Origin of the sequence: Gordonia sp. L191 (assembly GCF_030077625.1) — a bacterium.
Classification (GTDB): Bacteria; Actinomycetota; Actinomycetes; order Mycobacteriales; family Mycobacteriaceae; genus Gordonia; species Gordonia polyisoprenivorans_A.
This window is the reverse complement of record NZ_CP125996.1, coordinates 1,932,654-1,956,097: the sequence shown is the minus strand read 5'-3', so window position 1 is coordinate 1,956,097 and position 23,444 is coordinate 1,932,654. Positions and strand designations below refer to the sequence as shown.

18 protein-coding genes are annotated in these 23,444 nt (G+C 68.2%); 1 reads left to right on the top strand and 17 read right to left on the bottom strand.

The genetic code is table 11. The features are described from left to right. The first annotated feature begins 359 nt into the window (after positions 1-359). Positions 360-797 carry a MarR family winged helix-turn-helix transcriptional regulator gene (locus tag QNM97_RS08765; RefSeq protein ID WP_283822406.1) on the top strand — a complete coding sequence of 146 codons (438 nt, stop codon included), beginning with the start codon at positions 360-362 and terminating at the stop codon, positions 795-797. Between the two features lie 84 nt (positions 798-881). Here QNM97_RS08765 and ileS read toward each other — a convergent pair whose 3' ends face one another. From ileS to QNM97_RS08680, 17 genes are all read right to left on the bottom strand, one after another. After that, complete coding sequence (gene ileS / locus QNM97_RS08760) at positions 882-4,151, bottom strand: isoleucine--tRNA ligase (protein ID WP_283822405.1); 3,270 nt, start codon at positions 4,149-4,151, stop codon at positions 882-884. A 324-nt stretch (positions 4,152-4,475) separates the two neighbouring features. Then, positions 4,476-5,315: a hypothetical protein gene (locus tag QNM97_RS08755; protein WP_283822404.1), complete on the bottom strand. Its 840-nt coding sequence runs from the start codon at positions 5,313-5,315 to the stop codon at positions 4,476-4,478. A 24-nt stretch (positions 5,316-5,339) separates the two neighbouring features. Further along, positions 5,340-6,161, bottom strand: coding sequence for a DivIVA-like cell division protein Wag31 (wag31, locus tag QNM97_RS08750; protein ID WP_283822403.1), 822 nt, complete (start codon positions 6,159-6,161; stop codon positions 5,340-5,342). 274 nt (positions 6,162-6,435) lie between these two features. Further along, positions 6,436-6,753 (bottom strand): YggT family protein, encoded by a 318-nt coding sequence (locus tag QNM97_RS08745; RefSeq protein ID WP_283822402.1) that lies wholly within the window; start codon positions 6,751-6,753, stop codon positions 6,436-6,438. Positions 6,754-6,889: 136 nt separating this feature from the next. After that, a complete protein-coding gene (locus QNM97_RS08740; protein WP_283823144.1) occupies positions 6,890-7,663 on the bottom strand; it encodes a cell division protein SepF in 774 nt (257 codons plus the stop codon). Positions 7,664-7,761: 98 nt separating this feature from the next. Next, positions 7,762-8,493, bottom strand: coding sequence for a YggS family pyridoxal phosphate-dependent enzyme (locus QNM97_RS08735; protein WP_283822401.1), 732 nt, complete (start codon positions 8,491-8,493; stop codon positions 7,762-7,764). Further along, positions 8,490-9,257, bottom strand: coding sequence for a peptidoglycan editing factor PgeF (gene pgeF / locus QNM97_RS08730; protein ID WP_283822400.1), 768 nt, complete (start codon positions 9,255-9,257; stop codon positions 8,490-8,492). Before pgeF ends, QNM97_RS08735 begins: the two co-directional genes overlap by 4 nt. Before the next feature lie 2 nt (positions 9,258-9,259). Further along, positions 9,260-10,429 carry a cell division protein FtsZ gene (gene ftsZ / locus QNM97_RS08725; protein ID WP_006370500.1) on the bottom strand — a complete coding sequence of 390 codons (1,170 nt, stop codon included), beginning with the start codon at positions 10,427-10,429 and terminating at the stop codon, positions 9,260-9,262. A gap of 184 nt (positions 10,430-10,613) precedes the next feature. Beyond that, a complete protein-coding gene (locus QNM97_RS08720) occupies positions 10,614-11,312 on the bottom strand; it encodes a cell division protein FtsQ/DivIB (RefSeq protein ID WP_208791596.1) in 699 nt (232 codons plus the stop codon). Beyond that, a complete protein-coding gene (gene murC, locus QNM97_RS08715; protein ID WP_283822399.1) occupies positions 11,312-12,952 on the bottom strand; it encodes a UDP-N-acetylmuramate--L-alanine ligase in 1,641 nt (546 codons plus the stop codon). Before murC ends, QNM97_RS08720 begins: the two co-directional genes overlap by 1 nt. Positions 12,953-13,023: 71 nt before the next feature. Next, positions 13,024-14,241 carry an undecaprenyldiphospho-muramoylpentapeptide beta-N-acetylglucosaminyltransferase gene (murG, locus tag QNM97_RS08710; RefSeq protein WP_283822398.1) on the bottom strand — a complete coding sequence of 406 codons (1,218 nt, stop codon included), beginning with the start codon at positions 14,239-14,241 and terminating at the stop codon, positions 13,024-13,026. Positions 14,242-14,325: 84 nt separating this feature from the next. Further along, a complete protein-coding gene (gene ftsW, locus QNM97_RS08705; protein ID WP_283822397.1) occupies positions 14,326-16,299 on the bottom strand; it encodes a putative lipid II flippase FtsW in 1,974 nt (657 codons plus the stop codon). Then, positions 16,296-17,921 (bottom strand): UDP-N-acetylmuramoyl-L-alanine--D-glutamate ligase, encoded by a 1,626-nt coding sequence (gene murD, locus QNM97_RS08700; RefSeq protein WP_283822396.1) that lies wholly within the window; start codon positions 17,919-17,921, stop codon positions 16,296-16,298. Before murD ends, ftsW begins: the two co-directional genes overlap by 4 nt. Positions 17,922-17,925: 4 nt before the next feature. Next, on the bottom strand, positions 17,926-19,023 hold the full coding sequence (mraY, locus tag QNM97_RS08695; RefSeq protein ID WP_208791601.1) for a phospho-N-acetylmuramoyl-pentapeptide-transferase: 1,098 nt from the start codon (positions 19,021-19,023) through the stop codon (positions 17,926-17,928). A 16-nt stretch (positions 19,024-19,039) separates the two neighbouring features. Then, a complete protein-coding gene (locus QNM97_RS08690) occupies positions 19,040-19,687 on the bottom strand; it encodes a UDP-N-acetylmuramoyl-tripeptide--D-alanyl-D-alanine ligase (protein WP_283822394.1) in 648 nt (215 codons plus the stop codon). Continuing rightward, on the bottom strand, positions 19,684-21,333 hold the full coding sequence (locus QNM97_RS08685; RefSeq protein WP_283822393.1) for a UDP-N-acetylmuramoyl-L-alanyl-D-glutamate--2,6-diaminopimelate ligase: 1,650 nt from the start codon (positions 21,331-21,333) through the stop codon (positions 19,684-19,686). The genes QNM97_RS08690 and QNM97_RS08685 overlap by 4 nt, the downstream gene beginning before the upstream one ends. Before the next feature lie 202 nt (positions 21,334-21,535). Further along, on the bottom strand, positions 21,536-23,431 hold the full coding sequence (locus tag QNM97_RS08680; protein WP_283822392.1) for a peptidoglycan D,D-transpeptidase FtsI family protein: 1,896 nt from the start codon (positions 23,429-23,431) through the stop codon (positions 21,536-21,538). Between the last annotated feature and the right edge of the window lie 13 nt (positions 23,432-23,444).

Sequence of the window (23,444 nt, the reverse complement as noted above, 5' to 3'; positions counted from 1 at the left end):
TGCGCCAGGGCGATCGCCGCCGCCGCGGCGATCAGCGTCCGACTGTCCAGGACGTACCTGTCGGAGTCGCCGGCGTCGGCCTTTCCGGTGACGAATGTTCTCTGGGTCATGGGGGGACCTTTCCGAGCCGAGAAGGGCGGTGTGGTGCTGCCGACATCATCAGTAATGCTGATAACAGCAATACTGACGGTTTGTTGTCGTGCGCGCAAGGGTGTGGCGCTCATCTCCGCTCCGGAGAAGGGTGGCTCACCCGGAGCCCGGCGGCGTGGGACGACGGTTCTGCATAATCAAGGTCGAGTTCGCCACCGCTTCACGTCCGCCACCCGCCCCGTTTCGTCACCGTCGCGAGAGAGTCACCTATGCCCAGCAGCAACGCCACACTGCTCTACCTCGTCAAGCAGCTGGAGTTGGCGGTGCGCGCCCGCATGGACGAGGTGGTCGGCGGCGAGGGCTTGACGCCGGTGCAATACACCGCGCTGACCGTGCTTGCCCGCCGCCCGGGGCTGACCTCGGCCGAACTCGCCCGCAATTCGTTCGTGCGACCGCAGACGATGGCCCGGATCACCGCGGGGCTCGAGGAACGGCAGTTCGTCCGACGCGAGACCGACCCGCACAGCCGCAGGCAGATGCGGCTGTACCTCACCGACCACGGCCACGAGACCGTCGAACGTCTGGAACCGGCGATCACGGCCATCGAGACCCGGATGGTCGCCGATCTCGACGACACCGAGGTCGAGGCACTGCGGTCGGCTCTGCAGTCGAGCCGGCGCGCGCTGGGCGGGTCGGCTGCCCACTGAGGTATCCCCGAGTACCTCTCCCGAAACGCCGATCGCCCGCACGCGTGACGCGTACGGGCGATCGGGAGTACCGCGCAGCGCGGCTCAGGTCGTGGCGCGGGTGACGTCGGCGGTGACACCGTCTCCGAGTTCGATGGCGCCGGGGGCACCGGCCTGCACCACCTCGAAGACCACCGCGAGGACCTCCCCGGCGATCATGTCGGCGTGGCTTCGGGCCCAGTCCAGACGTTCGGCGGGCACCACCAGACGCACCTCGATCCGATCCGACACATCCAGGCCCAGAGAGCGTCGGGCCTCCTGGAGCTCGCGGACCCGGTCCTTGGCCCATCCCTCGGCCTCGAGCTCCGGGGTGACCGCGGTGTCGAGAACGACCAGCCCCGCACCGCCGGGCAATTCGGCGGTCGATTCGGGTTCCTCGGCGACGAGCCGGCGCGTGTACTCCCCCGGCTCGAGGTCGATACCGGCGGCACTGACCACCTCGGTGCCGTCGTCGATGACGCGCACCGCCCAGTCACCGGCCTTGACCGCCTTGATGACCCGCTGCACGTCCTTGCCCAGCCGCGGACCGGCAGCCCGCGCGTTCACGGCGAGTTCCTGTCGCCCATAGGCATCGGCGTCGGTCGACAGCGTCACCGACTTCACGTTCATCTCGTCGGCGATCAGATCGGTGAACGGTTCGAGTTGCCCGGCCGTCGGCGAGGCCACCGTCAGCCCCGGCAAGGGCAGACGCACCCGCAACTTGTTGGCCTTGCGCACACTCGACGCCGTCGAGCACACCGCCTGCACCTCGTCCATCGCCACCACCAGCGCCGCGTCGGCGGGCAACTCGTCGGCGGTGGGCCAATCGGTCAGATGGACCGACCGCTCACCGGTGAGCCCACGCCAGATCGCCTCGGTGGCCATCGGCAACAGCGGCGCGGCAAGGCGAGAGGCCACCTCGAGCACGGTGTACAGCGTGTCGAAGGCATCGGCGTCGGCGTCCTGACCGGCCCAGAAGCGAGCCCGGGACCGGCGCACGTACCAGTTCGTCAACGATTCGACGAAGCGCCGCAACGAATCACACGCGCCGGCGATGTCGTAGGTGTCGAGCGCGGTGGTCATCTCGTCGCGGGTCAGCGCCAGCTTCGCCAGGATGTAGCGGTCGAGCACGTTGGTCGAATCGGTCCGCCACGTCGCCGGCCTCTCGGCGTAGAGCGCCAAGAAACTGTACGCATTCCACAACGGCAGCAACGCTTGTCGCACACCTTCGCGGATGCCCTTCTCGGTGACCACGAGGTTCCCGCCCCGCAGCACCGGCGAGGCCATGAGGAACCAGCGCATCGCATCGCTGCCGTCGCGGTCGAAGACCTCGTTGACGTCGGGATAGTTGCGCTTGGACTTGCTCATCTTCTGCCCGTCATCGCCGAGCACGATCCCGTGCGCGACAACACTTTTGAATGCGGGCCGATCGAAGAGCGCGGTGGCGAGCACGTGCAGGTTGTAGAACCAGCCCCGGGTCTGACCGTTGTACTCGACGATGAAGTCGCCCGGATTGTGCGGCGCCAGGCCGGCCTCGGCGTCACCGTCGAACCAGTCGGCGTTCTCGAACGGGTAGTGCACCTGTGCGAATGGCATCGAACCCGACTCGAACCAGCAGTCGAAGACCTCGGGCACACGACGCATCGTCGACGCGCCGGTGGGGTCGTCGGGATTGGGCCGGGTCAGCTCGTCGATGTAGGGCCGGTGCAGATTGTCCGGACGCACCCCGAAGTCGCGCTCGAGTTCGTCGAGCGAACCGTAGACATCGGTGCGGGGATGATCTGGGTCGTCGGAGACCCACACCGGGATCGGCGCACCCCAGAACCGATTTCGGCTGATGTTCCAGTCGCGGGCACCCTCGAGCCACTTGCCGAACTGACCGTCCCGGATGTGATCGGGCGCCCAGGTGATCTGCTTGTTGAGTTCGAGCATGCGCTCCTTGATCGGGGTGACCGCGACGAACCATGACGGAACGGCCATGTAGATCAACGGCTTTCCCGACCGCCACGAATGCGGATAGGAGTGCTCGATGGTCTCGTGCCGAAGGATGCGCCCGGCCCGACCGTCCGGTCCGGACTGGACATGACCGCCACCGGCCTTGAGGTCCTTGATGATCGCCGGGTTGGCGTCGAAGACCATCTGCCCCTCATAGGTCGGCACCGCCGAGGTGAACCGGCCTCCCGGATCGAGCGGCTGAACGACCTCGATACCGTTGGCGGTGGCGAGATCCATGTCCTCCTCGCCGAACGCGGGAGCCAGGTGCACGATACCGGTGCCGCTGTCGGTGGTGACATAGTCGCCGAGCAACACGCGATGGGAATTCGGGTGTCCGACAAAGAAATCGAACGGCGGCAGGTAGTGCAGGTCGGCGAGCTCCGCGCCCGGGTACCGGCCGAGTTCGGTGGTGTCGCCGAGCTCACCCGTATACGCACCCAGCAACGCCTCGGCGAGCAGGTAGTCATGCCCGTCGGCGGCGCGCACGTGGACGTAGGTGACCTTCGGATTCACCGCGATCGCAAGGTTGCTCGGCAACGTCCACGGGGTGGTCGTCCAGATCAACGCGTTCACACCGTCGAGCGGGCTGCCGGGCGCCACGAGCGGCATGGTCACAGTGACCGCCGGATCCTGGCGCATCCGATAGGCGTCGTCGAGCTTGGACTCCTGGTTGCTCAGCGGTGTCTGCTCGTACCAGCTGTACGGCAGCACCCGATAGCCCTGATAGATCAAGCCCTTGTCCCACAGGCGCTTGAACGCCCACATCACCGACTCCATGTAGTCGATGTCGAGGGTCTTGTAGTCGTTGTCGAAGTCGACCCAACGGGCCTGACGGGTCACGTACTCGCGCCATTCACCGGTGTACCGCAGTACCGAGTCACGGCAGAAGTCGTTGAACCGCTCCATGCCCATCTTCTCGATCTCCGACTTGTCGGTGATCCCGAGCTGGCGTTCGGCCTCCAATTCGGCGGGCAGACCGTGTGTGTCCCAACCGAACCGGCGCTCGACCTTCTTGCCCCGCATGGTCTGATACCGCGGGACGACGTCCTTGACGTAACCGGTGAGCAGATGCCCGTAGTGCGGCAGACCATTGGCGAACGGCGGACCGTCGTAGAAGACGAACTCCTCCGCCTGGGACTTTTCCTCGACAGACGCACGGAAGGTGTCGTCGGCGTCCCAGTACTGCAACACGGTGCGCTCGACGTCGGGAAACGACGGCGCACCACGTTCGCCGCCGGTCATGTCGACGCGCGGATAGATCCGGCTCCCGTCGTCGGCGTGCGACGACGCACCGGTCTCGGCGGACTGGGGGGTGTGCGGGGACTGACCCACGTCGGTCACGGCTGGTCTCCTCGTGCCATCTCGATGCTTCTCGGCACGGGGACGCTAACCGTTCCCGGTTGCGCGGTACCACCCCGCTTGCGTCGACGACGATCGACGCCACTCAGGTCCCGCGCATGTGGTGACCGTGTCACGGGACGCGGGCTGTGACGGGCCCACCCGCCCGGTTCTACTGGGAACGACCCGACGGGGACGTTCGGTTCTTCCGGGTGCTCCCCGGTGATGGCCGGATCGACGCGAGACCCAGTGTAGCCGTGCACGACCGGGGCGGACCAAATCGTTTGTCGTCACCCACGGCCGGTGTCGTCACCGGCCGCTCTGCTGTCACTGCTGGGGCGGGCGCCAGTCCGGATGCAACGGATCGATCTTCTCCGGCCGCTTTGCGGACTCCGATTCACCCGACGGCGTCGTGGACCCGGGATCGGAGTGCGTCCCCCGAGAGCCCTGCGGAGTCGGCGCCGGACCGGGCCGGAACCCGCCGGACCGGGGCGGGCCCGACTCGAACCGGCCGGATTGGGGCGGGCCGGGAGGGCGTTGCCGCCCCCGTGGGTCGTTGCCGGCGTTCGGGCCGGAAGGGTGGGGAACGCCGGGGTTCGACACCGGGGGTCGTGAGCGGGTGTCGGCGGCGCCGACCGACCGCAGATAGTCGGCGTATCCCCGCTCGGCGGTCGAGGGTGCGGCGGGCCGACCGGGAGCTGTGACACCGGGCCCGGTCGGAGGCGGAGTAGCCTGCGTCGGCACGGACTCGGGCGGACGGGAATCGGTCGCGCGTGAGTCCGGCGGGGTGTCGGGTGCGTCGGGAGACGCGATGACGCCCTCCCAGAGGGCCCGACGACGATCCTCGGTCGACTGTCCGTCGGTGTCGGGGCCGTGCACCGACTCCGACTGCGGATCCCCGGTGTCCGGCGGCCGCGGCGGGTACCGGTCATCATCGGTGTCGTCGTCGGCGTCCTCGCGCGCAGCGCCGAAGCCGAACCCACCACCGGCCTGCTCGTCGTCGGCCTTACCGCGCCGACCACTCCAGACGATGTCGGCGACGAGGAAGATCAGGCCGACGAGGCAGACGACGATGCACGCGATCGCGAGCCACAGGGTGCCGGTGATCAGGCCGACGACAAGTAGTACGAATCCGACAAGCGTGGCAGCCAGCGCCAGGGTCAGCACGTCATCGACCTAGTGTCGTCCCGCTCAGCTCTGCGAGTAGCTGCTGAATCCACCGTTGCCGGGATCGGTGGAGAACGACTGATCGGCCGGGCGTCCACTCTCGACCGGAGCCGCGCTACCGCGCTGCTGGAGTTCCTCGAGCTGGGATTCCAGGTAGGTCTTCAGACGCGTACGGTACTCACGCTCGTAGATCTTGAGCTGTTCGATCCGTCCCTCGAGCACACCACGCTGCTGGTTGATGGTGCCCATGATCTCGGCGTGCTTGCGCTCGGCGTCGCTCTGCAGGGCGTCGGCACGTTCCTGTGCCTGACGCAGCTGCGCCTCCGAACGGGTCTGCGCGTCGGCCAGGATGGCCTCCGAACGCTGTCGCGCATCGGCGAGCATGGCCTCGGACTTGCTCTGTGCCTCGGCGACCATCGAGTCCGACCGCTGCCGCGCGTCGGCCAGCAACGAGTCTGCTTCCTGGCGTGAGGTGCTGGTCAGACGATCGGCGGTCTCCTGCGCGAGCGCCAAGACCTTGGCCGCACGGACGTGGGCGTCGCCGTCGACCGGCGCCGCCGCCGGCGCAGGCGGGGCCTGGGGTTCGGGAGTGGACACCGCGGCGAAGACCTGGGTGTGGTCCTCCGACGGCGCAGGCGCCGCAGCGGCGCCGGACCGCGCCTCGGTGAGCTCGCCCTCGAGTTCTTCGACGCGTTGTTTCAGATCCGAGTTCTCGTCGATCAGACGTGCGAGTTCTGCTTCGACAAAGTCGAGGAACTGATCCACCTCGTCTTCGTTGTAGCCGCGTTTACCGATAGGCGGTTTGCTGAACGCGACGTTGTGCACATCAGCTGGTGTCAGCCGCATGTCGGTTCCCCTCAATGTCGTTCGAGCTTGTCTTGGTCGAGCCTTGTGCCAGTAGTACTGCGTCAGTCGAGCAGTTCAGCGTCAGTCGAGCAGTTACACGCTGTCACGTGTCCCATTACAGACTGTCACTGACCATTCATACCAGTCAAAATCTGTAACTGGCGTCTTATCCTGTCACATCAGAACCGTTCGTAGTAGGACATCAATGTCGTCCTGCAATCAAACAGTCACTCAACCATGACATCAGCAATACGGTCTCGGGCCAAGTCCCCGGTCACATCCCCAGCGCCGACGTCGCGGCGCCCATGCGGAATGACCCGACCACCTGCATCGCGATCACCACCAGGATCAGGACGATCATCAGTGACAGGTCCAGCCGCACCGGGCCGAGCGGAATCGGCGGGATGATCCGCCGGAACAGTTTGATCGGTGGATCGGTCACCGTGAAGGTGATCTCGATGATCGCCACGACGATCCCCGTCGGTCGCCACTCCCGCGCGAAGGTGCGCACCAACTCCACAACGAGCCGGGCCAGCAACAGCAGCCAGTAGACGAACAGGATGTACCAGATGACTTCGAACACAATCGCCACTTCTCAAGAGTGCCTGACGTGAGGCGCCCGCGGCCGCACCGGGGTTCCGGCACGTCGCCGCGGGCGCGAGGACGCTGATTCGGGGGATTTGCCGCACATGTCGCATTGTGCTGCGACATCGGGCAATCCGTACCGGTCAGGACTGGTTGTAGAACCCGGTCTCGGCGATCTTGCGCCGATCCTCGGGCGAGACATCGATGTCGGCGGGTGAGAGCAAGAACACCTTGGTGGCCACCTTGTCGAAGGAACCACGCAGCGCGAATGCCAGTCCGGCCGCGAAGTCGACGAGACGCTTGGCGTCGTCATTGGTCATGTTGACCAGGTCCATGATCACCGGATTGCCGTCGCGGAAGCGCTCACCGATGGTGCGCGCCTCACCGTAGTCGGACGGACGCAGGGTGGTGATCTTGTGCAGCGGGCCGTCGGCGAAGACGCGCTCGAGGTCTCCCCGATCGGAGCCGCCCGGCCGGCCGGCTCCGGTCGCGCGCAGCGTCGGGCCGCTCGACCGCTGCAGCGGCTCGAGTCGTGTGGCCCGCACCCGGTCGGAGGACACCTCGGTGACCGCCCGGACGCCTCCACCCGCGTAGGCGTATTCGGCGCCCGCATAGCCGGGTTCGTATCCCTCGTAACCGCCCACCGCGTATCGCCGCTCCTCGGCGTAGACCTCACGATCGCGGCCGGCCACGCCGACCTCACGGTCCCGGTAGCCGGCGTCGCGGTAGTCGCCGTACGCGGAGTCGGCGAGCGCTTCCTCGCGGTAGGAGGAGTCGCCGTAGTAGTCGTCGCGGTAGGCGCGCTCACGCGCGGCGGCCCGGACCGGGCCGGGGCCGGGCTCGTCGAGGTAATCGTCCTCGTACTCGCTCGGAGGCACCATGCCGAAATATGCCTTGAACTTCTGCATCGTGGTCATGTGCTGGGCCTCTCTGGTCATCCGACGCTCACGAGCGGGTGGTGCAAATGTTGCCGGTGTGTGAGCTGTTCTCGATGGTTCTGATGTGACTTGTGTGATTACTGAGAGAGTATCGGCCGGGATCCCATGATCGCGGTACCGACACGCACACATGTCGAGCCGTATTCGACGGCGATCGCCATGTCGCCACTCATGCCGGCCGACAGCTCTGTCGCATCCGGATGCTCCTGCAGAAACTTCTCGCGGATGCGCGCGGTCTTCGCCATCCATTGCCGCACCTCACCGTGCGTCGGCGCGATGACCATCAGGCCCGCCAGCCGCAACGTCGGTGCGTCGGCCACCCGCTGTGCGAGTTCGGGCAACTGCCCCTCGACGACACCCCCGCGCGTCGGGTCGTCGTCGAGGCTGACCTGACAGAACACCCCGAGCGGCTCGGAGCGCACCTGCTCGTCCAGCGCCACCCCCGCCGCCGACGCCAACTGGTCGACGAGCTTGTCACGATCCACCGAGTGCACCGAACGCGCCCATCGCGCAACCGTTTTCGCCTTCTTGGTCTGCACGCTGCCGATCATGTCGAACACGGCTCCGCTGCCGTCGACAAGTGAACCGAGCTCGCTGATCTTGCGGCTCGCCTCGGGTTCGCGGGATTCGCCGAACTCGCGCTCACCCAGCTCGATCAGACGCGCGACGTCGGCGGCCGGAAAGAACTTGGTTACCACCAGCAACTCGACGTCGCCCGGCGCCCGACCGGCGCGGGCCACGGCTGCGTCGAGTTCCCCGCGCACCGTGGTCAGGCGCTGCGCGAGCTCCTCGGTGCGCGGATCGCTCACCGGTCGATCCAGATGACCGACGCCAGCCGACCAGTCGGCGCACCGCGCCGGTGACTGAACAGACCGGTGTCGGAGATGGTGCACCGCGGGTCGACGGCCACCGAATTCACTCCGACGGCCAGCAACTGCCGCCGGATTCCGGCGCGCAGATCCAGACCAGCGGTGCCCTTCGCGGTCCGGCACGCGCTGCCGGGCAGATGCTCCTCGACGTCGCGTTGCATCGCGTCGGGCACCTCGTAGCGCTCACCACCGGCGGCCGGTCCGAGAAAGGCCCCGATGCGTTCGGGACGCGCGCCGAGCCGGATCATCGCGCGCAAGGTGGCCGGCACGATGCCGATACGGGCACCGACGCGGCCGGCATGGACACCGGCGATGACACCGGCCTCGTCGTCGCTGAGCAACACCGGCACACAATCGGCCGAGAGCACCGCCAGGGCCACCCCGGGCAGGGAGGTGACCAGTGCGTCGGTGGCCGGCACGCGGATCGAGGGGCCCACCTTCTCGACATCGGGCGAGGTGAACGTCGACTCGTCGACCACGGTCACGTTGCGGCTGTGGATCTGCTCCATCCACACCACCCGGGACTCGTCCACCCCGATCTGGCGGGCCAGCCGCGAACGATTGGCCGCGACCGCTGCCGGGTCGTCGCCGACGTGATCGCCGAGATTGAAACTGTCGTAAGGCGCCTGCGAGCTGCCGCCGGCGCGGGTGGTGACCACCCGACGCACCCGGGCCGCCGTCGCCGGTCCGCCGGTCCCACCCATGACTATCGCTTCATGAAGGAGGGCACATCGACGTCGTCGTCGTCGAGGGTCACGTTGTTGCGACGCGGCCGCTCCGGCGTCGACGACGAGGCGAAGGGATCGCCCTGGCCGGACGGCATCTCGCCGAACAGCGGGTCGTTCTTCGCCGGTCGGGACACGTCTCCGGCCTGCGCGGCGCCGACCTTGCCCGCTCCGGCGGCCGGGGCATCGGCACGCTTGCGCGGCGAGCCGCCGTCGAATCCGGCGGCGATGACGGTCACCCGGACCTCGTCACCGAGGTTGTCGTCGATCACCGTGCCGAAGATGATGTTCGCGTCCTCGTGGGCGGCCTCCTGGACCTGGGTCGCGGCGTTGTGGATCTCGAACAGACCGAGGTCACTGCCACCGGCGATCGAGATGAGCACGCCACGCGCACCTTCCATCGACGCCTCGAGCAACGGCGAGTTGATCGCCGACTCGGCGGCCTTCTTCGCACGGTCCTCGCCGCGCGAGGAGCCGATCCCCATCAGGGCGCTACCCGCATCGCTCATGACGCCCTTGACGTCGGCGAAGTCGACGTTGATCAGCCCCGGGGTGGTGATCAGGTCGGTGATGCCCTGGACACCGTTGAGGAGCACCTCGTCGGCGCTACGGAAGGCGTCCATCAGGCTCACCTGAGCGTCACCGAGCTGCAGCAGACGGTCGTTGGGGATGACGATCAGGGTGTCGCAGGATTCGCGCAGCGCGGTGATCCCGGCCTCGGCCTGGCCGCCGCGGCGCTTGCCCTCGAACGCGAACGGCCGGGTCACCACGCCGACGGTCAGCGCGCCGAGCTTGCGGGCGATCTGGGCCACCACCGGTGCGCCACCGGTGCCGGTGCCGCCGCCCTCTCCCGCGGTCACGAAGACCATGTCGGCGCCCTTGAGGAGTTCCTCGATCTCGTCGCGGGCGTCCTCGGCCGCGCGCCGGCCGACCTCGGGATCGGCCCCGGCGCCGAGCCCGCGGGTCGAGTCACGTCCGACGTCGAGTTTGACGTCGGCGTCGCTCATCAACAGCGCCTGGGCGTCGGTGTTGATGGCGATGAACTCCACCCCCTTGAGTCCCTGCTCGATCATGCGGTTCACGGCGTTGACGCCGCCGCCGCCGATGCCGACGACCTTGATCACGGCCAGGTAGTTGTGCGGTGGCGTCATGACGCTCGCCTTCCTCTTATCGATCGCGAAACCCTAAACCTCAACCATAGATTCAGAGTTATGTCAAGTAGTGATGTTGGGATTGACGCTAGGCATCACCACCCCGGTGGGCCAGCAGGTGGCCCGGCGTGTCGCCAAACTCGTGTACTCCGACACCGATTCGCACGGCGTCGACACCGGATTCTCAGCGAAAGGCGGGAAAATTCGGCGCCGAGACGTTGTACTCGGTCGCCTTCTGGCTGAGCAGGTAGCCGAGCGTGCGCGCCTTCTCGTCGTTGCGGGTGTCGTCACCCCAGATGACCTTGCGGTCACCGGTCAACGCGAATTCGATGTCGACCGGCGAATTCGCGATCACCCTGAGCACGAGCCCCGACAACTGCGGAGGCAGGCCCGCGGTCACCCCGAGCGCAGCGCGCGTCGTCGGATCGGCCGGACCGGGCGTCGCGGTCTGCAGCACCGGGAGTTTCTTGATCTCCGGCGGAATCGAGGAGTTCGGGTACGTCAGGTACCCCACCCCGGACCGGTCGAGCACGTGCACCTTGTCGCCGTCGGGAACCACCGCGACCGGCACCCGCTCGGTGACGGTGATCTGCAGGGTCGAGGGATAACCGCGCTGCACCCGCGCCGAGGCGATCGACGGGATGGCCGCGATCCGCCTGGCCACCGCCTCGGTGTCGACCTGCAGCAGCGGCGTCCCGGGAGCCACCGCGGCGGCATCGAGGATCTGCGCCCCCGGAACGGTCCGGTTGTCACTGATCTCGGTGTTGCGCACCGACATCAACGGCGTCAGGTAGGCGATGAGCACCAGACCCACGACCACCACGGCGGTCAGGACCACGCCGAGAACGATCCGCGGACGACGACGCTGCGGTAGGACACGCATCAGTGCTCACCGCCGCCCGTTTCCCCGGCATCGGCAGCACGATCCCCGCCGGACCCGCGATGTGCGAGGGCGGCAAGGATTTCCGGGCCCTGCATGGTGATGTCGCCCGCGCCGAGGGTCAGCACCACATCCCCCGGCCGCACCAACCCGGCCACCGTGGCGGCAAGTGCGGACAGATCGGGCTCGAAGCGTGCCGCACGCGCCATCCGCTCGACGATCATCCGGCCGCTGACACCGGGTACCGGCTGCTCTCGTGCCCCGTACACGTCGGCGACCACCACCGCATCGGCGAGGTCGAGCGCGGCAGCGAATTCGTCGGCGAATTCCTCTGTGCGCGAATACAAGTGGGGCTGGAATACTGCGACGACGCGGCGTCGGCGCCCGGACTCGTCGCCATCGACCATGGCGCGCGCGGCCGTGAGCACCGCGGCCACCTCCGTCGGATGATGGGCGTAGTCGTCGAAGACCTCGACCACTCCCCCAGCCGTCGAACCCCGCTCGGCGGCGTCGCCGCCCTCGGCACCATCGTCGTCGAGGCCCACGCGACCCTTGAATTCGAATCGCCGGCGCACACCGGCGAACGCCTCGATACCCGCGATCACCGCCGAGAGATCACCGCCCGCACAGGTGGCGGCGACGATCGCGGCAATCGCATTGCGCGCCATGTGGATTCCCGGGATCGTCAATGCCACCGAGCGATCTACGGAGCCGTCCGGCGCCGACGCCTCGGGCTCCACCGACCCGGCACCGACGACCGGCGCACCGAAGCGCACACCGATCTCACTGCCGGCCGCCGTCGGCGCCCACGACGTCATCGTCGCCACCACCAGCACACCGTCGGGAACCTGCACCTCCGGCGCGCCGTAACCCAGCACCGACACGCCACGCCGAGTCAGGGACGCCGCACACCGCTGTGCGAGCGCAGCGGCGCCCGGATCGTCGAGACACACCACCAGCGATCCACCCGGCTTGATCCGCGCGACGAACTCGTCGAACACCGCGACATAGCGTTCCACCGTGCCGAAGAAGTCGAGATGATCGACCTCGATGTTGGTGACCACCACGATGTCCGGGACGTATTCGAGCAGCGAGCCGTCACTCTCGTCGGCCTCGGCCACGAACACCGACCCGCTGCCGTGATGGGCGTTGGTGCCCGACTCGTTGAGCTCACCACCGATCGCGAACGACGGATCGAGGCCACAATGCTGTAGCGCCACCACCGTCATCGAGGTGGTCGAGGTCTTGCCGTGCGTGCCCGCGATCAGCACCGACCGATACCCGACCATCAACTCCGCCAGCACATGCGGACGCAACAGGATCGGAATCCGGCGCGATCGCGCGGCAACGAGTTCCGGATTGGTCTTCGGGATCGCCGCATGCGTCGTGACCACCACCGACGGACCGCCGGGAATCTGGTCGAGCGCCGAAGGATCGTGCCCCACCTGGATCAGGGCCCCGCGGGTGCGCAACGCCAGGATGCCGCGACTGCTCTTGGCGTCGGACCCCGACACCTGCGAGCCCCGCGCGAGCAGGATGCGCGCCAGACCCGACATCCCCGCGCCACCGATCCCGACCATGTGGACACGGCGCAGGTGGTCGGGCAGCTCACCGACCACCGACCCCGAGACATCGCCGGTCATCGGTTCACCTCCATCGCCGGATCCCGCACGAGAACTCACGTCGGCACCAGACATGCCGACTCCCCAATTGTTCACTGCTCAGGCGTCGAAAGCGGCGAACGAAACGCGGCCGACAGCGGCTTGCGATGCTCACCGGCGCGAAAACGTGCAGCCAGGTCCAACGCCGCCCGCGCCACCGCGGTCGCCGCGTCGCGGTGTCCCGTACCCGCCGCGGCCGCCGACATCGCCGTCAACCGTTCCGGATCCGACAACAGCGCGGGTACCTCCCGCGCCACCCAGTCGCTGGTGAGATCGTCGTTGTCCACGAGCAGCCCGCCGCCCGCACGCACCACCGGCAGCGCGTTGAGCCGCTGCTCACCATTGCCGTGCGGCAACGGCACATAGATCGCCGGAAGCCCGGTCGCCGACACCTCGGCCACCGTCATCGCACCCGAGCGGCACACGACGAGGTCGGCCGCGGCATACGCGAGATCCATCCGCTTGAGATATCCGACACCGCGATACTGCGGTGCCCCCGCAGGCGAGACCGGATCGATCGAGTTCTTCGGCCCGTACGCGTGCAGGACACCGATGCCCGCCCGACCCAACGCCTCGGCCGCACCGGCCACCGCCGCATTCAACTGCGCCGCACCCTGCGAGCCGCCGAACACCAGCAGCGTCGGAGCGTCCTCGTCGAGACCGAAATAATGACGAGCCTTGGCGCGCAACGCCATCCGATCCAACTCGGCGATCTGCCCGCGCACCGGGATACCGACCACCCGCGCATCGGCGAGACCCGAACCGTCCACCGCCGCGAGCACCACATCGGCGAACCGAGCACCCACCTTGTTGGCGATCCCCGCACTGGCATTCGCCTCGTGGATCACCACCGGCAACCGCCGCTTGCCCCGCAGATGCGCCTGCGCCGCGAGATACGCCGGAATCGACACATAACCACCGAACCCGACGACCACGTCGGCATCCACCGCCGCCAACGCCTTACGCGCCGCAGCCACCGACCGCGCAAGTCGCAGCGGGGTCTTCGCCAACTCGACGCCCGGCTTCCGCGGCAACGGCACCGGCGGGATCAACGACAACTCGTAACCACGCTCGGGAACCAGCGTCGTCTCCAGCCCGCGACTCGTGCCCAACGCGGTGATCCTCGCCTGCGGATCCAGCCGCCGCACCGCATCGGCGACCGCCAACGCGGGCTCGATGTGCCCGGCGGTACCGCCACCGGCCACGACCACCGAGAGCGGGCGAGAATCCGATCCCTCGGCCCGGGCAGCACCCTGCTCCTGTGATTCCATCGCGGGTCGTCAACTCCGTTCCGCCGCCACTCGGCGGTCAACCATCACGTTCAACTACGCACGCCGACGCGCCGCACACCCACCTCAGCGGCGACGGGCCGGACCACCGGAATAGCCACGCAGCTGCGACCGCGACGGCGTACCCGAATACCCCGACCGGGGCCGCCACGAATGGCCGGCACCCCGAAAACCAGGCCCGCTCGCTTCGCTCCCGGCACCCCGAAAACCAGGCCCGCTCGCTTCGCTCCCGGCACCCCGAAAACCAGGCCCGCTCGCTTCGCTCCCGGCACCCCGAAAACCAGGCCCGCTCGCTTCGCTCCCGGCACCCCGAAAACCAGGCCCGCTCGCTTCGCTCCCGGCACCCCGAAAACCAGGCCCGCTCGCTTCGCTCCCGGCGCCTGCACGATACCTGCCGGCGCCCCGCGTCGCCCCCGCCGGGCGCACCGTCGCCTCCGCGGCAGCACCCGACCTGCGACCACCCGGCAGCACCCGGCGCCACACCGGTCGCTTGGCCTCCGGCGTCGGAGCCGGACCACGGCCCGGACCCGGCCGGCCGCGACGCACCGGCGCGGGCGTCGAGCCGGACCCCGAACGCCGCACATCCAGTCGATCACGCAGTACCTCGGCGCGAGAAGGCTTGTAGGCCACCGGAGTCGGCAGCCGCAGGATGCGACCCAGCCGCCCGGGCCTACTCGTCGACAACGCCACCACCGCTTCCGGTTCATGACGGGCCGCGTTGGCCAACAACCCGAGCATCGCCAACACCGTCAGCGTCGACGTACCGCCCGCCGACAACAACGGCAACTGGATGCCGGTCACCGGCAGTAGGCCGATCACATATCCGATGTTGATCAGCGCCTGCGTGGTGATCAACACAGTGATCGTCGCCGTCATCAACCGCAGGAACGGATCGGTCGACCGGTGGGCGATGCGCAGACCGACGAAGGTGAAGATCACGAACAGTGCCACCACCAGCAGACCGCCGATGAGACCGAGTTCCTCACCGATGATCGCGAAGATGAAGTCGTTGTGTGCGTTGGGCAGATAGTTCCATTTGGCGCGACTCTGCCCGAGCCCCACCCCGAACACACCGCCGTTGGCCAGGGCGTAGGTCGCCTGACGTGCCTGATATCCGGCACCCTGCGGATCGTCGATACCGCCGAGGAAACTCATCACGCGCTGCGAGCGATAGCCCTCGACCAGAGCCAGCACGATCGCGATGCCCGCACCGGTCAGCGCGAATGCGGAGAACACCTTGATCGGCAGACCCGCGAACCACAGCAGGGTGCCGATGATGATCGCGATGGTGATCGTGGTCGACAGGTTCGGCTCGAGGATGATCAGCAGACAGATCAACAGACCGACCGGCAACAACGGGATCAACAGTTCCTTCAGCGGGGCGTTGTCCCGACGACGCGACGCCAGCAGATGCGCTCCCCAGACACAGAGCGCCACCTTGACCAGCTCCGACGGCTGCACCGACAGCCCCGAGATGACGAACCAGCGTCGAGCACCCTGGCTGAGCGTGCCCACCCCGGGGATCAGCACCAACGCCAGCAGCACCGTGGTGACCACCATCAGGGGCGCGGCCATCCGGCGCAACAACCGCACCGGAAGTCGCAACGTGAGGTAGAAGACCACGACGCCGAGCAGCGCGAAGACGACCTGGGTTGCGAACAGGCCGTAGGCCGACCCGTCCTGCGAATAGCCCTCCACCGACGACGCCGAGAGCACCATCACCAGCCCGAACGCCGTCAACAGGAACGCCATGGTCAGGATGAGGTGATACGACGCGAGCGGGCGGCCGAGCAAACTGCGCGTACCCTCCGCGATCGTCGACAACGCGGTACCGACCATCTCGACCGGACCGGCGTGCGTCCGCGTGTCAAAGGCTCGCGCATCCGCTCGCGACCGCGAGCGTCGCGTCGAGGGCGTCGTCTCCCCATTCGCAGCCCGGTCTTTCGCAACACCGTCGGCGTCGGTGTGCGAGTGCACATCCGGGTCGTCGGTGGGCGCGTCGGCATCGTCGGACGATAGGTCCGTCGACGCGGCGCTCATCGCCGCTGCGCCTGCTCGTCGACAGCGCCGCCCCCGGCGGTGAGCGACCGCGCGGCGTCGGCGAAGGCATCTCCGCGGCGGCCGTAGCCGGCGAACATGTCCAGCGACGCGGCCGCGGGCGCCAGCAGGATCGCGTCAGGACGATCCTCGCCTCGGCATTCGGCGGCGAGGGCCCACGCGAGGTGGACGGCGCGATCCATCACCGCCACGGCGGCGTCGGCCGGTGCCGGTGCGGACGACCCATCGGAGATGGCCGGGGCGCCCGGAGCTGCGGGCACATCAACACCCGCCGGGAAGGAGAGCTCTCGCTGTACGGTCACGCAGCCATCGTCCCCTGTGAACACTGTGACAGTTGGGACTTCTGGGGCGTGTCGCGCGATCGCTGCGACAACCAACCCGCGATCGCGCCCGATCGCGACGACGCCCGCGAGGCGATCGCCGACGGCGTCGAGCATGCTCGCCAGCGAGGCGTCCTTGAGCAGACCGCCGGCGATCAGGATCACCCGGCGATGGGCGGCGATCGCCGCCTGCGCGGCATGCGGATTGGTCGCCTTGGAATCGTCGACGAAGGCGATGCCGTCGAGCTCGGCGACGACCTCACCACGGTGTGCGGCCGGTCGGAATGCCGCCAGTGCCGATCGGATCGCGTCGGGACCCACCCCGATCGACCGGGCCAGCGCCGCGGCGGCCAGGGCGTCGGCCAGCCCGGACGGTCCCGGTGGCCGGATACCCGTGGCGTCGGCGAGTGTCGTGCCTTCCGCACTCCCGACTCCTGCCATCCCGTCCGCCTCGCCGAACGCCCGGTCGACCAGTACCCCGTCGCGAACCCCGAGCTCGCCGTCGGCGGGCGCCGACAACGTGAACCCGACCCGTCGGCCCGCGACGGGTAGAGCTGCGGCGACCGGGTCGTCGAGCCCGACGACCCCGACGGCCCCGTGCAGGGCGATCTGCTTGGCCTGTGCGTAGGCGTCGAAGGACCCATGCCAGTCGAGGTGGTCGTCGGCGACGTTCAGCACCACACCGGCACTCGGCGCGATCGACGGCGCCCAATACAGCTGGAACGACGAGAGTTCGGCACAGAGCACATCGACGCGGGGACTCTCGGCCATCGCGTCGAGCACCGGGAGCCCGATGTTGCCGCACGCCGCGCCCGCACGCCCGGACGCGGTGACGATGTCGGCGAGCATCGAGGTCGTCGTCGTCTTGCCGTTGGTGCCGGTGACGACCAGCCAGGTGCGTGGGGGTCCGTAGATCCCGGCCGCGTCGAGCTGCCAGGCGAGTTCGACCTCACCCCAGGTGGGAATGCCGGCGGCGTGTGCGGCGACCGGGAGCGGGTGGTCGGGCGCGAAGCCCGGCGACACGACGGCCAGGTCGGTGCGATCGGTCCACGTCGGATCGGCGAGTAGTTCGGTGATGGCGACCAGCCGAGCCCCGCGGTCGACCATGGCCGAGGCCCCGGCAATCGCCCCCACCCCTGCCGTGGTGACGCGGTCGTCGGCTATGGTGACCTGCGCGCCCAGGTCCAGCAGATGGGCGGCGGCCGACATGCCGGCCGATCCGCCGCCGGCGACGAGCACCGACCGGCCCGGTAGCGGTGCCCCCGGTAGGGGCGTCACACCCATCGTCTCAGCCCTTGACGGCGAGGAACTCGCCGTAGAACAGCGAGAGCCCCAGCGCACAGGCGATGGCCGTCAGCAGCCAGAATCGGATGATCACCGTCGTCTCCGCCCAACCGCCGAGCTCGAAGTGGTGATGGAACGGCGCCATGCGGAACACTCGTCGCCCGGTGGTCCGGAAGAACGCGATCTGGATGACCACCGAGACGATCTCCGCGACGAACAGGGCGCCGATCACGACGGCGAGCAACTCGGTGCGGGTGGTGATGGACAGTCCGGCGAGCATGCCACCGAGCGCCAGCGACCCGGTGTCGCCCATGAAGATCTTGGCCGGTGCGGCATTCCACCAGAGGAAGCCCAGGCACGCTCCGCCACCGGCGACCGCGATCAACGCCAGATCCAGCGGATCGCGCACGTTGTAGCAGCCCTGGGGGATGTCGTTGGCCGGTTTCGCGCCGCCCGAGCAGGCGTTGACGAACTGGAAGAACGCCACCAGCACGTAGGAGCCGAGCACCATCGCCATCGAACCCGCGGCGAGGCCGTCGAGACCGTCGGTGAAGTTGACGGCGTTCGACCATGCGGCGACCACCAGCCAGACGAAGACGACGAAGGCCACCGATACCATGGAGATCGCGTCGATGTCGCGTACGTAGGACAGGTACGGTCCGGCCGGGGTGAGGCCGGAGTTGTTGCGGAACTGCAGCACCAGGATGCCGAAGAGGATCGCGGCGATGAACTGCCCGATCGATTTGGCGGTCTTGTTGAGGCCGAGGTTGCGATGCTTGCGGATCTTGATGAAGTCATCGAGGAATCCGACACCGCCCAATGCGGTCGCGAGTCCCAGCACGAGTAATCCCGATGCGCTCGGCCCGGCGTCGGAGTCCATGAACAACCCGGCCAGGTGGGCACCGAAATAGCCGGCCCACAGCGCGATGATGATCGCGACGCCGCCCATGGACGGGGTTCCTCGTTTGGTCTGGTGGCTCTGCGGGCCCTCGACCCGGATCTCCTGACCGAAGCCCTGCCGCGAGAACAACCGGATCAGCAACGGGGTGAGCATGATCGACACCGCCACCGCGATGGCCCCCGCGATGAGGATCTGGGTCACCTGAACGTCCTCGCCTTCACTCGTTCACTCCTGCGTCCGGGGTGTCCGGCTGCTCTGCCCGCCCCGCCTGATCGGTGTTCTCGGTCTGCTCTGTCTTGGTCTGCGCGGTCTTGGTCTGCGCTGTCCTGTCGGCCTGCGCCGTTTTCTCCGCCTGCACCGTCCGCAGGCTCACCGGGTGATGAAATGCGTCCTGGATGAATGCGGTGATCTCACTGGCCGGGGCCTCCGACACCGCCCACAAGACGGTGTCGCCCGGTTGCGGTCGCCACTGCGGCTCGTCGGCGAACAGGTCGACGACCTCCTCGACGCTCTGGACCTGACGCACCTCGTCACCCCAGGACCCCTCCATCACGGTGCCCTGATGCAGTGCGCGCACAACCCTGCCGGAGCCTACGCACAGCACCTTGTCGACGGCGAGACGAACCGCGAGCCGGCCCACCCGATCGTGTTCGACGGCCCGGTGGTTCTCGTCGTCGCTGTCGGGGCCCTCGACGAGGAGCTCGCCGATGACCGCCCACGTCCGCCGGCTTCGCCCGTCGCCCGCATCGTCCGCACCTGCTCGTCGGGCCCGGTCGGCCGACTCGACGAGTATCCGCAGACCCGAGGTGACGTCATCGATCCGTGCGGGCGTCGCGGTGGCGAGCACGGTCAGCTCAGCGCTCACCGGCGAGCCCCTCGGCCCGCGGTGTCCTCGGTGGTCTCACCGGCGAACCGGTCCAGGGCCTCGGCGAGCACGACGCGGTCGTCGAAGGGGTGCTTCACGCCGTCGATCTCCTGACCTGCCTCGTGTCCCTTGCCTGCGACGAGGATCACGTCACCGGGCTGCGCCCACTCGACGGCGGCGGTGATGGCCGCTCGCCGGTCCCCGATCTCGCGGTGATCGGCACCCGCGGGCAACTCCTCGGCGGATACCTCGGCGATCCCGGCGAGCATCGACGCCCGGATCGCCGCAGGGTCCTCGGTGCGCGGGTTGTCGTCGGTGATGATGACCAACTCCGCTCCCCGAGCGGCCGCAGCGCCCATCATGGGGCGCTTGCCGTGGTCACGATCGCCGCCGGCCCCGACGACCACGCCGATACGGCCCGTGGTCTGTGCGCGCAGCGTCGACAACACGGCATCGAGCGCGCCGGGTTTGTGCGCGTAGTCGACGATCGCCAGGAACGACTGTCCGCGGTCGACCCGCTCGAGGCGACCCGGCACCGATACGTGGGCCAGCGCCGTGGCGGCCTCGGTGGCGCTGATCCCGGCGGCGACCGCGATCGCGACGGCCAGGGCGGCGTTCGCCACGTTGAACCGGCCGGGCAGGGGTAGCACCATCTCGACGCCGCTGCGCCCGGGTCCGGAGAGCGTGACGTGCTGTGACCCGTCCGCCTCGACGGTCACCTGTTCGGCCCGCCAGGATGCGCCGACATCGGTCGTCGACACCGTCACCGGCGGGAATGACGAACCAGCGGAGGCGATCTCGGCCATCCGTCGTCCCCACTCGTCGTCGACGCAGATCACCGAACGGACCGCGCGGGTCGAGGACCCGGCGGCGAACAGGAGTGCCTTGGCCTCGAAGTAGGCGCGCATCGTCGGATGGAAATCGAGATGATCCTGCGACAGATTCGTGAAGGCGCCCACCGCGAAATGTGCGCCATCGACGCGCCCGAGCGCCAGTGCGTGGCTCGAGACCTCCATGACCACCGTGTCGACGCCGCGCTCGACCATGGCGGCGAGCAGCCCCTGCAGCGTCGGGGCCTCGGGGGTGGTCAGAGAACTCGGCACCGCGACACCGTTGACGCGTGTCTCCACGGTGCCGATCAACCCCACCGAGTGTCCGGCGGCGAGCAGTGCCGCCTCGACCATGTAGGACGTCGTGGTCTTGCCGGAGGTTCCGGTGATACCGATGAGCTTGAGTCGCTGCGACGGATTGCCGTAGATACGGGCGCTCACCCCGCCGAGGACACGTCGGGGTTCGGGATGCACCAGAACTGCACAGGTGGCTTCGGTGGGTAGGACACGCGTCAGTTCGGCTCGTCCCGCGGCGTCGGTGAGGACGGCGGTCGCACCACGCTCGACGGCGTCGGCGGCGAATCGGGCACCGTGGGTGCGGGCCCCGGGCAATGCCGCGAACAGGTCGCCCGGACGGACGTCCTGCGCACGCAGTGACACCCCGGTGACCGCGGTTGTCGCGCTCGCCTCGCCCACCAGGTCGAGCCGCGCGCCGGTGGCCTGTGACAGGACGCCGACCTCGGTGGGATCGAGCTGGGTGGGGCGGCTCAGGTCGGTCGACCGACGTCGCCGAGACGATCCGCTCCGTGCTGCCATCGCGCCGATCCCCTCCTCTCACCCCGTCGAACACGGCGCGGGGCCGAGCCCCTCGCCGTGTGCCGGTTGTCGTGTGCCGGCTGTCATGTACCAGTTGTCCGGTGCCGCTACCGGCCGGTGTTGTCTGATACGCCCGTGAACGCACTCACGATACCGTCAGCCCGACCCCGACCCGTGCAGGGTCGGCGCCGGGCGTCGGGGCTCACGAGGCCTGCAGCACCATACGCGGTGTGGGCTGCGGTGATTGCGGGATGCGGTCGTGCTGGAGGATCCACGAGGCGATGGATTTGAACAGCGGCGCCGCCGACTGCCCGCCCGAACCGTCGGAACTGCGCTTGGGATTGTCGAGCATGATCCCGACGACGAACCGCGGGTCATCGGCGGGGGCGATCCCGGCGAAGGTGATGTTGTAGCTCGAGTTCGAGTAGCACCCACACGCGGGATCGACCTGCTGCGCCGTGCCGGTCTTGCCGGAGAGCTGATAGCCGGGCACTGCCCCCTTGGCGCCGGTACCCTCCTGTTCGCCCATCGGATCGTCCTGGAAGATCCCGCGGAACATGTTGCGCACCGTCGTCGCGGTCTGCGGGCTCACGACCTGCACTCCCGGTGGGCGTGGCTCCTCGGACGGTGACTGGCCCCCTCGCGTCTCGGACTCGAGGATGCGTGGCGGGATGCGCAGTCCGTTGTTGGCGATGGCCTGATACATACCGGTCATCTGCAGCAGCGTCATCGACAGGCCCTGGCCGATCGGCAGGTTCGCGAACGAACCACCCGACCATTGACTCAACGCGGGAACCTCGCCGCCGCTCTCGGCGGGCAGCCCGACGCCGGTGATGCGACCGAGTCCGAAGCGATTGACCATGTCGGCGAATCGTTGCTCGCCCACCTGCTGGGCCAGCATCAGGGTGCCGACGTTGGAGGACTTACTGAAGATTCCGGTCGTGGTGTACGGGGCGACACCGTGGACCCAGGCGTCGTTGACGGTCACTCCGGCCATGTGGATGCTGCCGGGGACCTGATGTACCTGTTCGGGAGTCGTCAATCCGTACTGGATCGCCGCCGACGCGGTGATCACCTTGTTGACCGATCCCGGCTCGAACGGTGAGGTCACCGCGGGGTTGCCGAGGTTGGCGTCGGGCTGATCCGACAGCGGCTTGGACGCGTTGAACGTGCCGTCGTTGGCCATCGCGAGTACTTCACCGGTTTTCGCGTCGAGCACCACCGCCGACGCCGACCGTGCCCCCGATGCGGCCTTGGCCTTCATCACCTCGCTCTGCACGTACCACTGGATGTCGGAGTCGATGGTCAATTGCACGTTGGCGCCGTTGATCGCCGGGTGGACGTTGCGCGTCGAGCCGGGGATGATCGCGCCGTCGGACCCACGGTCGTAGGTCTTGGAACCGTCGGTGCCGGCCAGTACCGAGTCGAGTGACGCCTCGAGACCGATCAGTCCGTTGCCGTCGTAGTTGACGTCTCCGACGATGTTGGCGGCCAACGATCCACCGGGATAGATCCGCACGCTCTGCGGGTCGGCTCCGACCTCGGGATAGTCGGTGGTGATCCGCGACGCGACGTCGGGGCTGATCGAGCGCGCGAGATAGACGAACGTGTCGTCGCTGGTGAGCTTCTTGTAGAGGTCGTCGGCGCTGATCGATCCGCCGAGCGCACCCGAGACGCCGTCGGCGATCTGATGCAGTCTTGTCTCGACGTCGGGCAGGCTGGGATTGTCCTTGTGCGCCTTGGCGATCGAGTTGCGCACCGCCTTGGGCAGGAAGGTCAGCGACCGCGCCTCGTCGGTGTAGGCCAACGGCCGCCCGTTGCGATCGAGGATCGCGCCACGCTTGGCGGTCATGATCTGCGTGTATTCACGCTGGGCTGCGGCCTGCTGTGCGAGGGCCGGCGCCTCGATGGTGTGGACCACCACCATGCGGACCGCCACGGCGATGACCGCGAGCAGCACCACCACACCCGCGATCCGGCTGCGTACGACGAAGGTCTGCGGTCGTTTCGGGGGTTGTCGGGGGGTCCGCGGTGGACGGCCTGCTCCGCCGGCGGCCGAATGGCCGGAGGCGGCCGGTCTGGTCGCACGTGTCGTCATGATCGTCAATTGT